The organism is Halostella sp. PRR32 (genome assembly GCF_034808085.1).
In the GTDB taxonomy this organism is placed as follows: Archaea; Halobacteriota; Halobacteria; order Halobacteriales; family Natronoarchaeaceae; genus Halostella; species Halostella pelagica.
Genome location: NZ_JAXHGL010000007.1, coordinates 126,962 through 141,341, shown reverse-complemented (window position 1 = coordinate 141,341; position 14,380 = coordinate 126,962). Strand labels below are relative to the sequence as shown.

Genomic DNA, 14,380 nt, shown 5'->3' with positions numbered 1-14,380 from the left:
CGTCGACGACCGATAGCACCGACTGCGCGCTCTCGCTCGCGCCTTCGCGAGCGCCCTACCGGGCGCGAGCGAGAGCGCGCCCGAGTGCGGCGACCCCAACCAGCACCGCGCGCCGACCCGCCCGGAGCGAGCGGCCAGCGGAGAAAGCGTGGGGGGTGAGCAGCCACGCCGCGCAACCCCCCGCGCTTTCCCGCTGGCGCCGAGGGCACATTCACTTTAGCCCGGCAGCCCGCCCGCTACCGCAGGCAGGCAGCCCGGAATGGTCGGTCGCGAGCGACGCGGAGGGCGGCAGCGGCGAGCGGGGCGGGCCGGTACGGACACACCTGTCCACCCGGCTGCGCCGCTCGGATGGTCATTCACCGTCCTGGCGGACTCAGAAAGGGCGAGGCCGCCTCGGTCGTCCCCCGACCCCGCAAGCACCGCAGGGACGAGGAGCGCAGCGGTGGTCGCGGGATGCCGAGCGGCCGAGGGCTTTCAGGGAGTGTCGCTGTCGACGAATTCGATCGCGCTACTAATCCGGTGCCCCGGCTGGCTCGTCGAGAAGGACATCGACGCCGTCGTGGGTGACGGCGAGTTGGATCCCCTCCACGGTGAACCGGACTTCCACGTCCCCGGCTGAGGATGCGAGAAGCTGCTCGAGTGCCTCGACGTCAACAGCGTCGTGGAGCTGATACGAGTCGGTGGGGAGCCCGTGGGCTTCCAGTGTCTCGACGATTTCAACGAGTAGATCGGGGGATGGATCTGAGTCTCTCGGGGTGGAGGGTGCCATTATGGCCTCGACGGGTAGATAGGACGAACAGGAGTTAAAAATGGGGGCTCGACGGCCTGTCGCTGCGGCCTTTCAACCGGTCCCTCAGTGGTCGTCCTGTGCGTTTAGCTCCTCGAGAAACCAGCTGGCTGCGGTTCCGATCCGAACGCCGTCGACGTTGCGCATCTCAAGGCCGTTCGTGGCGGTCCGGAACGGCTCGTCGTCGACGAGGATGCGGTTGATGACTGTCCGGACCGACTCCGTTCCGTATCTGTCGACGAGAGCCGCGACCGCCGTATCGAAATGTGCATCCTCGTGCTCGGTTCGCGGGTTCTGCGCCCGGTAGATCACGAGGTCAACCACATCGTCGACCGATGCGTGCTCGGGATTCCCGGTTTGCTCACGAACATTATAGTTGGCCTCTGTATCAGGCATTGCGAGTCACTCCGCCGCGTCGTCCGTATCGGTCGTCGCCGAGTCGGTTTCTCGTTGCTCACGGATTGCAGCCAGCGTCTCCTCAAGCGTACCCACACAGCCGATCGCTGCGAGCTCATCGGCAATCTCGTCGATGAGTGCGGCTCGCTCGACGGCAGTCTCGTCGCCGGCGGTCCTGTCGATCGATGCGACGCGAAGCGCCCGCGTTTCGTGCCAGCCACAGTCCCAACAATCGCGGGTCACCTCGATCTGCTCGTCCTCTTCCGCTGCGAGGACGGCGTCGGACAGCGACGTCGACAGGGGCCGGTCTGGTCCGACCTCGAGGGTGACGGGGGACCCGCACGCGGGGCAGTCCATAGTCATCCCGAGGAGCGCCCGTCTGTTGAAGATAGCGGAGCAACGAGACAGCGACACAACCAGCGCTGCTGAGTTCGCGGGGTGGGACAGCTACGGACAACTGTGACCCTCCCGCAGTGGTCGCCGTACCACTCGCGTCGACGACCGCTCGGCGGGTCAGTCAGAGACGATGTGTGCCTCGAGGTCGCGTGTCCAGTACGTTGCTGGCCCGCCTGGACTACACCGCGCACAGACCTGTATCGGGCCTTCGAGATGGCCGAGTTCGATTCGAAACCGTGTGAGCGCTGCGAGCGCGTTGACGACGAGGCCACAGCTGTCACAGGCGTAGTGATCACGATCATCGGGATCCGGCGTCTCTTGGATCGCACAGTCGACGCAAATCGGGTGGTTGACCCGCTCTTCCTTCCCCCACGTGTAGGCGATCCCAGTCTCTATCCCGGATGGAGCCTCGCAGAAGGCACAGCCGGCCAGCGTCTGCTGCATCACCCATCACCCTCGCCGGCGTCCCGGGCGGCCGTCCAGCCTGTGTGGAAGACGGCGAGCTGCTGCATCGATTCGAACGCTGTGTTGCTGGGCTCGTGAACGAGGAGCCGCTGGTCGACGACCGGTGTGACTGTCCCGGCATCGAGTAGCTCTCGAACCAGCTGGCGGGCCGTCTCGTCGTCAAGATCCGCCGTCGATGGTGACCGCGCATCCCGATCCTGAGCGAGCAATTCCGCTTCGAACCGTTCGTGATCGTCTGCCGTATCGTCGTATCTATCCGGACCAGACATACAAATCAGGGGCAGCACAGGAACCGCCCCGCACCCACTCGGGGGCACAATAAACAGTCGCCACAGTCACCATTCTCAGTCACGATGTCGATCTGCTCCTTCACCCTCCACGCCCCACGCCATCGTCCGGGTGGCAGCCTACTCTCGCTTGGCCAGCGGCCTGGCATCTCGGCCCTGGTGGCCGCGAACATAACTTTGGGCCGCCACCCCCACCACATATCGGTTGATTTTCCTGCTGTCTAGTGGCACAATTCGCCTCCAAATCGCAAGACAGCAATACCTGACACCAGATTTCGGGGGCTGTCCGGGAACTCCCTCGTCGGTGAGTCTGGTGTCTAGTGCTGCCGTCCTACGATTTGTTGACTCAGCACGACTCTCAGCATACCTGGTGTCTAGGGGAGGTCGTCGCTGGTGTCAGGTTAACTGTTCGGACGATTTAACCGAAATGGCCCTGTCGAACTCTGAAGAAAGTGAAAGAAATTCTGGTGACAAACGCTTTTCACCCTCTTTTATATACTGTATAGTATGTCTGAAAATGAGAAAAGCTTCTTCGAGTATACCGAGTTTTATTCTGACTCAGAGACTCAGGATCCCGAAGAGGTTATTCAGGATCGTCAAGACCCGGAGATAGCGTACGCTCACATATGTAAAATCGCAGGGACAATCAACGCAGGGTTGGATGCGGTACCTGAGGACCAGCGGGATACTGTAAAGGTGTACTCGGTCGTGGATCTTTTCCGAGCAACGATGCAGTATATCGAGGAGTTTGGATCCTATTTCAGATATCTCATTTTGAATAAGGAATCCTATATTAATGAGATTATCCGGACTTCAAGCGGAGATATACGGCCACTCTTTGAGGCTATTCTGGAGGAGGAACTTGATGGGTATCTTGATAAACGAGATGTTGAGGCTGACTCGAATGAGGTTCTGAGTTTGATCTTTGGGTATCAGGCGGTGCGAGAGGGAGCGATTAGTTTCTCAGAGGAAGAACTGGAAGATGTTCCAGTTGATGTTGGGTTGGCTGATATAGAGATTCACGAAGGTGAGGGTGAGGATATCCCTGAGTCGATGGAGATGGAGTTGTTAGTCGAGGATTCGATTGAGAATCTGAGAAATAAACTCAAGAATATTGCTGTCTTCTATTTGAATTTCCGAGAGGCGTACAACGCCGTTAAACACGGCAATCGGGTTACGGTTGGTGACAGTACTGGGTTTGAGCTCGGGAATGACGAGTTACTCGATGATCGAATTGTTCTCGATGATGAAGTCATTCAGTTCCTGTGTAAGTACTCTGCTGATTCACAGGATGGTGAGCCGTATCTGCTGACTATTCCTCGATCGATTCTGGAAGAGAAGACTCTGAATGTCGTCGAAGATGTGTATACTCTCTATACCCAGGCATATGATGTGGCGACTTTAGATGAGGGTGAAGAGATTAATCTCAGCTTCTGGAAGTCCACCGGTGGTGGTGGCCAGGATGAGAATGATTTGATACATATCGCTAATCCTGATTCTCGGATTCTATTGCCGAGAAATGTAATGCCGGATGTAATTGAGGATTTGCAGGTTCCAGAAAAGTCAACAGTAGAGTGGATCGGTAATTGGTCTCTTGCCGGCGACACGCTGGAGTTTGAGGTAGAGTTTGGTTCGGAGCCTACACCTGAGCATCCAATCCACGTTGAGATTAATTGGGAGAAGACTGCCGATGATATCCACGAATTCGGAGAAGGCCAGTTCAATTTTAATGTTGATCCTGATGATCTGAGTGTTGAGCAATACTTTGAGATGCTCAAAATCCAGGATAAGGATGATATCCGGAGGGTAGAATTTGAATTCCCAGATTCGGATAAGACGTATCAGCAGCGGCTTGAGGAGCCTTTCGAAGGTATCGATTTACCTGAGCCCGAGGATCGTGATATCCTCGAGTTTGTGAAACGTGTGGGGTTGGCGACGGATACTCGGATTCCTCTTCCGGAGTTTATCACGGAGAAGCATCGGGAGGTGTACGATGACTACAAGGATTCCGATTTGGACTCTGATACAGCAGAGGAGATTCTTTCTGAGCTTCAGGAGCGAGGTGAAAAGGTTCGGCGGTCATTAGTGGGTGTTGCTGTCTGGGAGGGTGATTTCTCGGATGTAGATGTTGATGAGGATGAGCCGGCACACGCTGAGGATTTAGGCGAGCTCCGTGCTATAATGGGTTTGAGCGAATCTCAGGATGCGGATGATATGGAACGTTTTCCTGGGGAAGTACGCTGGACACACCCTGAGTCGACGAAGTATACACCTGATGAGTTACTTGATAAGCTGCGAGAAGGGTATGGGGAGACGGTCGGTGAGCTCCAGCGTTCGGAGGTTGATAGGGAGGAGGCTGAATCGGAGTTTAGTCATCGGATTCGTTTCGGGCACGAGACTATGTGGGGAACCTTTGATAAGCACGTTATCGATATCTTCCCAGTGTCTGAGGGGGCGTTTGATAGAGAGGATTCGCCGGAGACGTGACTGTTGAGGTAGTTTAAGATTTGATGCTGAGTGAGTGAGATGTCTACCGATTGGATGAAATGAACCTTCTCGCCCTGTCAAGTGGGGATCGATTCTCGTCCTGGTTTCCCTGATTTGGCTCTTGCTCGAACTCACGTTCTTCGAGAGCAGCCTCTAGCCGATCACGTTCAGAGCGGACGGTAGCGAGCTCCGATTGGAGATGGTTGACCTTTGTTTCCAGCCCCTCGATTTGCTCCGATTTCTCCTCCAGTTCAGATTCGAGACGCTTGATTTTCGCTGTCAACAGACGGTTCTTTTCGCGAAGGTGAGCCCGGTCCAAGTCACCAGGTCGATCGTCACTCGTAGGAGATTCGGGGGGTGACTTCGATTCATCGTCAGCTGCGTTCTCCTCGGGCGTGACCCGCTCGCGCCCGTGGTTCAGGTCCGTGTCTTCGATGGCTTCTAGCGTCTCGTTGTAGGTTTCGTACCCGGGGAATCCCTCGTAGGTTCCTTCCTCGCCCTCACGATCGACGAACGCATTCTCCGGACAAATCTCGAGCGCGACAGCCGCTTTCCGAACGGCCCAGAACGGCATCTGGTCGTAGGTCCCGCCGTCGACGCGGTCCGATCCGGCCTCTGGAACCCACACCGGAATGTCGTAGCCGGCGCTCCGCAGTTCGTCGACGGCAGCCCAGTAGTCCTCCCCGTCGAGGTCCGCATCGGCGGCGGAGATAATCCCCGTCGCGAGCGCCATCAGCTTCGCCGGCCCGCCCCCGGCGTTAACCTTCGAATCGCCGAAGGTATTGGCCTGCTCGTCGACGAAACAGGATTGCCCGCTCTCACTGTGGCGCCAGCACGGGTCGAACTGCGGCCGCGGCTGGTTCGGATCCGTATCGTAGGCATCGCTCGCGTAGTGACGGGCAATCTCGGTGATGTCGATATCCTCGACAGCCTCGTAGACGTCCTCTTTGAACGGCGTAACGGGACGGCCTTCGAGGGTACCGTCGAGTTCTGCCATTCGCTCTTCGCGTCGCTGGAGCGCTGCCTCACGCTGTCGCTGGCGCTCCCGTTCCCGCTCACGCTCCGCTTCCACCCATTCCTCCAGCGTGGCCTGCCACCCCCCGTGGTCCTCGTACAGGTCCGGCCAGAGCGTCGCGACAAGCGAGTCGACGCAGTCCGTGTGCTCGACTCGCGTGAGGTCATCGGCCCAACTGACCGCCTGCTCGAGGAGTGCGTCGTCGACACCCTCGAACGGACGGAGTTCGTAGCGGACGTTGTCGGTCGCGATGGGCGTGACGACGGCATCGTGGTCGGCGTGGATCGAGAGTGGCGGCTTGTACTGGCGGTTCTTGTTGTTCACCCAATCGGGCTGAATGACGTCGCCGGCGCCGTCGACGCGCTCGTTCACGCGGGCCTCTGCCTTCTGGAGCCATGCGTTCGAGCGGTCGAGGAACTCGTTGAACACCCGTTCGAGCGCATCCGGATCGTCATTGAAGTGGTCCGCAATTGGTAGTGTGGCCTCCGGGGCCCCAAAGACGTACGCGCCCCCGACGGAGTCCAGCGCATACACCGCCTTCCGCGTGCCGTAGAGCGTTGCATACTCGTCGATGTAGGCGTCGAGGGTACGCTCGACGAGGGCACGCGTCTCGCCATCCAGGTCGCCTCGCTGCGGCTTGATGTCGTCGGCGAGGTCAATATCGCCCCAGGTGGGAACTGCCCGGAGGTCGGCATACCCGGGGGTTGGGGGCTCATCCTGCCAAACGGTCGTCCCCTCAGACTCGTCGTAGCGACAGGGTTCCCACTGTTGGAAGGCGGTCGGTGTCTTGTAGGTGGTGACGGCATAGAGGGTCCGGTTGAGGCGGTCGTGAATCTCGTCGTAGTCACGATCGAGGCGGGCAACCCGTCCGCGCTGCGGATACCCGGCCTTAATCGCCTCGACGTCGTCGTGGTCGCGTTTGATGTACCATCCGACGAAGTCGTTCAACCCGATGGTTGGATAGTTCTTGACAGTCGCCAGCGCCTCGTAGATGGGTTTGGCACGACGGTAGTGCTCGCGGATGGCTGCCTCGGAGAGCGTCATTTCGTGTGCTCCTGCACCTCCTGAGCGGGAGCGAAACGACTACGCACTGGCATCATTCGGTTCCTCCTGGTCGCCGGCGTCGTCCAGCTCGATTCCGACGTAACAGCGTCGCGTCTGACCGTCCAACCACTTCTTGTCACGCTCGAACGCAACGTGGTCGCGAAGCGTACGTGTGAACCGGTTTTTTGGCTTCACCTCGTACTCCTCGGCCGTCGCATATTGCTCGTACGCATCGTAGACCTCAGCGACCGCGACGACCCCGTCGCCGGATTTAACGATGCTATCGCGGACGAATGCTTGGATGCCGAACGGATCGTTCTCGTGGTCTTCCTGCTTCATAGATTGCTTATCGGCAGGTTCGTCTGGCTCCACACCTGCCAGATGGAGTTCATTGTTTTCGATCGCCTCAATGAGCCCAGCAAGGTCTTTGGTCGCGTCAGAGTCTCGAGTGTAGAGCTCGAGATTCTGCTCATCCTCGATGACACCTATCGCATACGAATCATCCGTGTACTCCGGAACGGGTAGGTCGGTACTGGGCACGAACGGGCGCTTGACAGGTACCCAATCCGCTTCGAACGCCTCACGTGACTCGTAGGACTCGGGAAGTTCTCCCGGCCTAAAGACGGTGTATGACTCGCTCTCGGCGTCGTAGCTGTACGTCGCCGGGAACTGATCTTTCGACACAGCGTCGAAGGAGTCGATCCGGGCGTGCTGGTCTCCGGCACTATCCTCGAGGACGAACGCACCGTCCCGCTCGAACCAGCGGGTGTGGCGACTACCACCAGTGGCCGGTCGGACGGCCGTCACTCCATCCGCGGCTCGCGCACCACCGTTGAATGTGACGTTGTGGTTCATCGTATACAGCCGTGTTTCCCCGGAGGAGAGCTGATTTCGCGGCTCGCTGAGGATTTTCGCAAGCCGGTCGGCAATCTCGTCAGCCGGCTGATCGTCGTGGTCTGCGACGACGAACAGCGGGATTCGCTCCTGTTCCTGGGCCTTCCGGAGGTTCGTGAGGACCTTCGCCGGCCGGACGTGGGTGGTGGTTTCGACCTCCACCTGGAGCTCCCGGTCGAGATCCGGATGCGTCGCGATGGCATCGGGGCGGGACTCCCCGTTCTGATCGAGGACCTCCACGGAGAACCCCGCAGTTGCGAGGGATTGCTCGACCGTTTCAAGGACTGCATCGTGGTGCTCGCCCCCGCCGGTCGGTGATGTCGACGTGTCGGGCGCGGCTGCTTGCTCACCCTCGTCTGTGAGCCGACACTGCACCGACGAACCACCGTCCGGGAGATCGACCTCGATGAGCGAGGACGCCTCCCTCACTTCTGGTAGTGTCTCGTAGCCCTGCGCCTCGATGGTGTCTTCCTCGATGCGCGAGAGCAGTTCCTCATCGACGTCCTCGACGGAGACCCAGCCGTTCGTCTCACGTACGTCGTTCGACAGCTGGACGGCGCGAATCGCACGGGCCATCGCGACTTCCAACGGTAGGTCATCCGCGTTCTCCAGAGCGACGTCAGTCGCAGCGTCACGGCTCTCCACGGTCGTCCCGCCGGCGACCCCGTACTCCTCGCGGGTATGCTCGTGGACGGCGTCCAAGGCGTCTTGGAATCGCTCTTCTTGCGTCCCGGTCAGTGGCTGCTCGCTATCGGGATGACCGGGTGGAATCGGAAGGGGTTCGATACTGAACGGGTCGGGGCCGGTTTCGCCGAACTCTGGGCTCGGGAGCTGTGCGATCCACTCGCCACGCGGGAGGGAACTGATCCGATTCTTGAACTCGACGGGATCCATTGCCTCGTGTGAGAGTGCCTCGGCGATGTCGGCGTCGACGGCGATCTTCCCGACGAGCGGACTGCCGATGTTGTTCAGGACGTTCAGGTAGACCTCGCGGTTGCCGGCCTCCTTCATCTGCTCAGGGAACTGCGTCACGAGTTCGATGGATAGCCGGAACTCCCGCCCCTTTTCGAGCAGCGTCGTCAGCGTATCAGAGACGACGACCGACGACGCTTCGTCGATGAGCAGGTTCGCCACGTAGTCGTCTGGCTTGCGGGCCAGCTCGTCGCCGTCGCGACGCTTGACAGCATCGTAGAGCTGCGTCAGAATGACGCCGGTCATCACACGGGCGGCCTCGTCGCGGAGATCGCCGAGGTCGAAGATGACTACTTTGTCCTCGTCGAGGAGGTCGCGGAAGTCGAACTGTGACTCGGTATTGTTGAAGATCCGCCGGAGATGGGCGTCCTGCGTGATGTAGTCCATCCGGTTGCTGATGCCGCTCACGACGTTCGAGAACGTCGCCGGGTTCGAGCGCAGGTGTCGCTCCAGTTTCTCGGCGACCTGCGGGTCGCTGGCTCGCGGTGCATCTTCGGGTGTCGAATCTGGTGGCCCGGCGGCGTGGAACTGGGTCACCGCCTGCTCAAACTGGTCGTGGGTGAAGTAGTTTGTATCCTGCCGGAAGTGTCCGTTTTCGAGGCCGTACTCCTCGTCGTACATCGCCTTGATGAGGTACTTGATGAGCGTCGGCGAGGCGATGGCGTCCTCGTACCGCTCCGGCCCCATCACGAGCTTGATGAGCTCCTCGTAGTGGTCGGCCTTGTCCTGAATCGCGTCGACGCGTCGGACGCCGTCCTCCAATGCCGGCGTGATGTCGAAGAACGCGAAGCCAGGCAGGATGTCGGGCACCGAGAAGTGGAGGACGTTCTCCTCGAGGTCGTCGGTGCCGAAGCGCTTCGCGTGAGCCCGCATATAGTTCTCGGGGAAATTCCCGCCCTTGGAGTCGATGATGAACACTGGCCCGTTCGTCTGGTCGTACAGCGAGAGGGCGTCGTTTTCAAGCGCGACCGATTTGCCGGCGCCGCTCTTCGCGAACCGGCCGACGTGGAACGGAAGTAGATGCGGGGGAATCCGCATCGGCTCCGACGTGGGCGTACCGTCTTCCCCAAGACCGCGGCCGATCGCCATCCCGGCGTCCGTGAACGCATCCATGTGGTCCTGCGCCGGGAGTGGCAGGGGCGTCCGGCTCTCGGGTTCGGCGTCGGACCCCCGCCCGCCCTCGGTCGTGAGGTCAGTTGCCGGCGGAACGACCACGAAGTTCGCCAACTCAGCCGGCCCGAGGACGAGATCGGGGCGGGTCTTCCGCCAGTCGCTCTTGGTAGCCAACGTAGCGTTGAGTACCCGGTCGGCGTGCTTCTTGGCTCGCCGCCCCTTTCGAAGCCCACGGCGGATGCGCTTCGGTCGGAGCCGATAGTGCGGCCCGTTCAGGTGATCGAATACCGACCCGATATCATCGAGACGATGGTCAACCCGCTCTCGTTGTCGGTCGGAGGTCACGAGCGAAAGTGCCCGCATATTCACCGTGAACGTGTGCTGTGGCTCCTTCTCGTCGATAGCCTCGACCCGCTCTCGCCCACCGATGTCGAGATACCGACGCTGTCGCCCGGTGTTCGACGGACTCTGTGGTTCGTTCTCTGTGTTTCCGAGGAGTTCTCCGAAGAACCAGTCGACGACCCGGTCTTCGCCTTCACGGAGCTTCCGCTGGCGCTCTCGTGCCTCGTGCGTCCAGTCCGATTTCCGCTGAAAGAGTACCTGGAACGCGATCGGGTGTTCGGCCCGGGTCAGCTGATCGATGAGTGACGCGAGCGGGGCCCGAGCGTGATCGTCATCGTCGTCTTCCGTATTCGTGAATTGGGGTAGTGTCGTCATCCAGTCTTCCCGCCGGGTAGCCTGCCCGTGCCAACTGATTCCGAGTGGGGTCGTCTCATCGACGGTCGGTTGCGTATGAGCCGGCTGGTGATCGGCATCGAGTTCGGAGTCGGACGGACCAGCCGCTGTGGACTCGTCACTCGAATCGGCCTCGAACAAGACTTCGTCCTCGTCCTGCGACATAGTGCTCTCCGACAGCACACTTCCGCCATCACCGACCGGTTCCTGCCCCGTCGAATCGAAGAGAGTCACGGGCTCTGAATCCGAATTCGGGTCTCCGGAGAATTCCTCAGCTGTCCTGGGGTTCATTCCGTGGCTATCGTCACCTCCGGCACTGTGGTCCTGAGACGGGTCTGCTGTCGATGGGAGTAGCTTCGTTTCCAAGTCAAGGGTGACCCGCTCGAACGTGACGGTCGGAGGATACAGCGTCCGGAGGCGTTCTTCGAAGGCATCTAACCGGCGGTCGGCCCCGTAATAGAACTCGACCGGCTCGTCTGCCCCCTCACTCACTGCGAGGAACTCGAACACCGGTGGCGGATCGCCGAAGGGACCGATACTTGCGAGAAGTCCGTCGTTGCCAGCGTCAAGGCCGTGGAGGCCGGCCAGTTGACGGACTACGGTCTCCGGCGCGAGATCGCTCCGGGAGGGAGTGATCCGGATGTACTCGTCGCCGTTAGCCACTGACGGGATTTCTGACGGGGTCTGTTCAGTCATCCTCCTGAGTGGTAGTGCTAGTTGGTTCACCGCCGTCGGCACGCGTTCCGGCGGGTCGGCTATCTGGATTCGTCACGCTCGTCGTCGGCTCGGGTTCAAGCTCGGCCACGTCCGCAGCGCCGCCGTCGATAACGTGAGCCTCGTAGTCACTTGCCCGAATTCGGAGTGGGAACCATCCCTCCTGGTCGATACCGACGAGCGCCTCAGAGTAGCCGTCCTCGTCTTCCCCGGCCTTCGCGGAGGTAACCCAGTTCACCTGCCGCTCGCTGAGGTCGAACCACTTGGCGATCTTCTCTTTCTCCTCATTGACGCGGTGGAGGACGGTCAACGAACAGAGGTTCGCGATGGTGCGTGCCTCCGGCGTCAGCGCGAATTCACCCCCCGTTTGCGTGATGAATTCGAGGCTCAGATCGAAGTGGCGGCTGTGCCGGACGGCTGTCTCCAGGAAGTCCAACGAGACGGCGTCGTTCATCAGGTAGTGCGCCTCGTCGATACAGAAGACGACGCGCTTGTCGGTCTGTTTGACCCGCTCGTAGACGCTGTTGAACAGCACCTGCATCATCAGGCTGGTCTCCGCCCGGCCACGGGTCCCCTCCTCCTGGTGGAGATCGAGGTAGATGACCTTCGAATCGAGGTCGAACTCGGAGGGGCGAGCCAGATTCTCGAGTTCACCGCCCTCGCGGAATGACGGTCGGAGGTCCTTGAGTAGCGACTGAGCATCGGACTGGACGGCTTCCTGCTCCCCATCCGTGACGTAGCCGTACTCCTCGGGGTCTTCGACCATCTCTTCGAGGACCGTGATGACGTCGTGGATGGTGGGCGAGTCCCGGGTGTGCGTCTCTGGATCGCGGGTGATCCCGCGCTTCTCGTAGGCTTCTTGGACGGCCCGCCGGAGCGTCTGGTTGCGCTCGCCGAGTGGATGGTCTGCGACGTGCTCGAAGAACGTCGCGAAGAAGGTCATCACCCAGTTGATCTGCTCGCCCCACGGGTCGATGTCGTCGACCTCCTGCAGGACGTGGTCGGGCGTCGGTTTGATTTCCAGCGGGTTCAGCCCCCGCCGGCCACCGACCGTGATCCGCTCGCCATCGAGCGCCTCGTTGACGCCGGCGAACCCCCGCATCGGGTCGAGCATAATGACGACCGTATCCTCGTCGAACATCGCCCGCCGCACGAGCCGGAGCTTCGTCGCGAAGGATTTGCCTGCGCCGAGCCGGCCGATAACCATCATACAGTAGCCGGTTTGCCGTTTGAATCGGTCGAGGATGAGTGGACTCGAATTCAGCGCGTACGTCCCGTATTCGATACCGGGTTCCGCAAACGCACCGGAAACGAAGGGGAACATCGCGCCGACTGCCCCGCCGAGCATCGGCGTCTTGCTGTCGAGCGTCTCGTTGAACTGATCCAGGGCGATCGGGCTCGCTGAGGTGAACGTCTTCAGCTGTGACCACCGGGGCGTCACCGGCGTCAGATTCGCAGGCGCTTGTCGGGCTGTCGTCGACACCGACTCGGCGTCGATGTTCTCGCGATCGTTGCCCCTGACCGTGAGATACATCGAGACGTCGAACGCCTGCATCGTCGTGTTCCGAAGGACGTCGTACATCTCCTGGTGGTCCTCGAGGTCTTTCTCGACGCCCCGGGCGCTCGCACGATGCTTCTCGGTCAGGTACTCGTAGTCGGCTTCGAGGTCCTCGATCTTGTTCTCCAGCGAATCCAACGTCTCTCGCGTATCACGAGGATCGATGTGGATGCTGACATCTGTCTGTTGGGTCTCGGCGGCCGCGTACAGTTTTTCGAGGAAGCCATCCATCGGAGCATCGGGATACTCACCGACCCACAGACTCTGCGCCCACTGGGTGTCAGTCCGGAGGGCGCTGGGCGTTCGCTCGATACTCGACGGCGAGACGACGGTCTGATGGATCTCGGGGATGCCGTCGACTGCCTCACCGTCGGCCTCGTAGTCCACGGTAAACTGTGATTCAGCATCTTCCCCCTCTTCGTCGGGGGCCTCGTCTGCGGTCGCCTCGTCGTCAGTTTCTGAACTATCCGAGCCGGTGAAGGGCAGCAGGTTTCCAATCATGACTTGTTGATGACGGGGGACGTTCGAAGCACCTGTTCGGGGTCGCCGTACTCGATTTCCGTGCCGGTCCAGTATTCCGCGATGAGGCGGGTGAGTTCGGCCGCATCAACGGGGCGCGTGTCACACCCCTCGATGCCGCGGAGGCCGCGCTCGACCCGCCGGCGCCGCTCGTCCAGTTCCTCGAGCATCGCGGCTCGCTCTTCCTCCTCCGGCGGCGCCGTGACAATCTGGATGAGGATGCCCAGTACGGGGATCCTAGCGAGCTTTTCGAGGAGGCTGGCCCGTTCGTATCGGACCTCCTCAGGTCGTACCGGAATCAGGACGTAGTGGTCGCGAATGGTCATCTGACGCTGCGCCAGCTCCCGGTCGTACCAGTCGACGTAGTGTTCGATGAGCGCCTGGAGTTTCTCGTTCGATTTGACGTCCGGGTCGCTCAACCGGTCTTCGTACCGCCCGACGTACTCGTCGGCGGGGAACGCCTGCGTCGTCGAGTAAATCTGGATCGGGAACTCGACGGTCGTATTGACGAAGTCCTGGAAGGCCTCCGCCTTCTGGGCCCACTCCTCGTCGGTCGCGAGCGCCATCGTCGGTGGCGACACCTGAACGGCTCCGACAAGAGCCCGGTCCGTCCGCTCGATGGCGTCTTGTCGCGGGTAGACGCGCTCGACGTGAGTGTACTCCTTCGCCTCCTCGTGGGCGATCTCCGTCTCGCTGCGGTGGAAGTTCACGAACAGACCGAGCCAGTCGAGACTGTTGGTGTAGCCGGGCGTGAGGTAGACGAACAGCCCACCGAAGGCGATCGCAATCGCTGCGAGGGGGATCGTGAGGGCGGACACCGGAATGCCACGAACGGTGAGTGACGGTGGGATAACGACCTGCGTCACCAGGACTACCAGTACACCGGGAAGACCGGCGACGGCGAGGTCCGTCAGCGAGTACTTCCCGAGGAACTGGGTGTCGGTACCGAGTGACTTCGGAATTCGTTTCGCGGGGTCAGTTGCGGAGCTCATGGGTTG

General features: G+C 60.6%; 10 protein-coding genes. 1 reads left to right on the top strand and 9 read right to left on the bottom strand.

Annotated elements, in window-relative coordinates; translation table 11 throughout:
* Window positions 1-511 precede the first annotated feature (511 nt).
* The 5 genes from SM753_RS18445 to SM753_RS18425 form a co-directional block, all read right to left on the bottom strand.
* Entirely contained in the window at window positions 512-769 is a 258-nt protein-coding gene (locus SM753_RS18445; protein ID WP_004594518.1) for a HalOD1 output domain-containing protein, read from the bottom strand.
* Between the two features lie 84 nt (window positions 770-853).
* Window positions 854-1,183, bottom strand: coding sequence for a hypothetical protein (locus SM753_RS18440; RefSeq protein ID WP_004594519.1), 330 nt, complete (start codon window positions 1,181-1,183; stop codon window positions 854-856).
* A 6-nt stretch (window positions 1,184-1,189) separates the two neighbouring features.
* Complete coding sequence (locus SM753_RS18435; protein ID WP_004594520.1) at window positions 1,190-1,540, bottom strand: hypothetical protein; 351 nt, start codon at window positions 1,538-1,540, stop codon at window positions 1,190-1,192.
* Between the two features lie 156 nt (window positions 1,541-1,696).
* A complete protein-coding gene (locus tag SM753_RS18430) occupies window positions 1,697-2,023 on the bottom strand; it encodes a hypothetical protein (protein ID WP_011222441.1) in 327 nt (108 codons plus the stop codon).
* Window positions 2,023-2,313: a hypothetical protein gene (locus tag SM753_RS18425; protein ID WP_004594521.1), complete on the bottom strand. Its 291-nt coding sequence runs from the start codon at window positions 2,311-2,313 to the stop codon at window positions 2,023-2,025. Before SM753_RS18425 ends, SM753_RS18430 begins: the two co-directional genes overlap by 1 nt.
* A 525-nt stretch (window positions 2,314-2,838) precedes the next feature.
* On the opposite strand from SM753_RS18425, the gene SM753_RS18420 reads away from it, so the two are divergent.
* Window positions 2,839-4,818 carry a hypothetical protein gene (locus SM753_RS18420; protein ID WP_004594522.1) on the top strand — a complete coding sequence of 660 codons (1,980 nt, stop codon included), beginning with the start codon at window positions 2,839-2,841 and terminating at the stop codon, window positions 4,816-4,818.
* Between the two features lie 43 nt (window positions 4,819-4,861).
* On the opposite strand, the gene SM753_RS18415 is transcribed toward SM753_RS18420, so the two are convergent.
* The 4 genes from SM753_RS18415 to SM753_RS18400 are packed head-to-tail and all read right to left on the bottom strand — an operon-like array spanning window position 4,862 to window position 14,374.
* A complete protein-coding gene (locus tag SM753_RS18415; protein WP_134671650.1) occupies window positions 4,862-6,877 on the bottom strand; it encodes a hypothetical protein in 2,016 nt (671 codons plus the stop codon).
* Between the two features lie 39 nt (window positions 6,878-6,916).
* Window positions 6,917-11,287 (bottom strand): type IV secretory system conjugative DNA transfer family protein, encoded by a 4,371-nt coding sequence (locus SM753_RS18410; RefSeq protein ID WP_004594534.1) that lies wholly within the window; start codon window positions 11,285-11,287, stop codon window positions 6,917-6,919.
* Window positions 11,280-13,364 (bottom strand): VirB4 family type IV secretion system protein, encoded by a 2,085-nt coding sequence (locus SM753_RS18405; RefSeq protein ID WP_004594535.1) that lies wholly within the window; start codon window positions 13,362-13,364, stop codon window positions 11,280-11,282. Before SM753_RS18405 ends, SM753_RS18410 begins: the two co-directional genes overlap by 8 nt.
* Window positions 13,361-14,374 (bottom strand): hypothetical protein, encoded by a 1,014-nt coding sequence (locus SM753_RS18400; RefSeq protein ID WP_004594536.1) that lies wholly within the window; start codon window positions 14,372-14,374, stop codon window positions 13,361-13,363. Before SM753_RS18400 ends, SM753_RS18405 begins: the two co-directional genes overlap by 4 nt.
* Window positions 14,375-14,380: the final 6 nt, after the last annotated feature.

Coding starts and splice junctions, on each gene's coding strand:
- SM753_RS18420 (WP_004594522.1), top strand. CDS start 2,839: ATGTCTGAAAATGAGAAAAGCTTCTTCGAGTATACCGAGTTTTATTCT.
- SM753_RS18425 (WP_004594521.1), bottom strand. CDS start 2,313: ATGTCTGGTCCGGATAGATACGACGATACGGCAGACGATCACGAACGG.
- SM753_RS18400 (WP_004594536.1), bottom strand. CDS start 14,374: ATGAGCTCCGCAACTGACCCCGCGAAACGAATTCCGAAGTCACTCGGT.
- SM753_RS18410 (WP_004594534.1), bottom strand. CDS start 11,287: ATGACTGAACAGACCCCGTCAGAAATCCCGTCAGTGGCTAACGGCGAC.
- SM753_RS18440 (WP_004594519.1), bottom strand. CDS start 1,183: ATGCCTGATACAGAGGCCAACTATAATGTTCGTGAGCAAACCGGGAAT.
- SM753_RS18405 (WP_004594535.1), bottom strand. CDS start 13,364: ATGATTGGAAACCTGCTGCCCTTCACCGGCTCGGATAGTTCAGAAACT.
- SM753_RS18430 (WP_011222441.1), bottom strand. CDS start 2,023: ATGCAGCAGACGCTGGCCGGCTGTGCCTTCTGCGAGGCTCCATCCGGG.
- SM753_RS18445 (WP_004594518.1), bottom strand. CDS start 769: ATGGCACCCTCCACCCCGAGAGACTCAGATCCATCCCCCGATCTACTC.
- SM753_RS18435 (WP_004594520.1), bottom strand. CDS start 1,540: ATGGACTGCCCCGCGTGCGGGTCCCCCGTCACCCTCGAGGTCGGACCA.
- SM753_RS18415 (WP_134671650.1), bottom strand. CDS start 6,877: ATGACGCTCTCCGAGGCAGCCATCCGCGAGCACTACCGTCGTGCCAAA.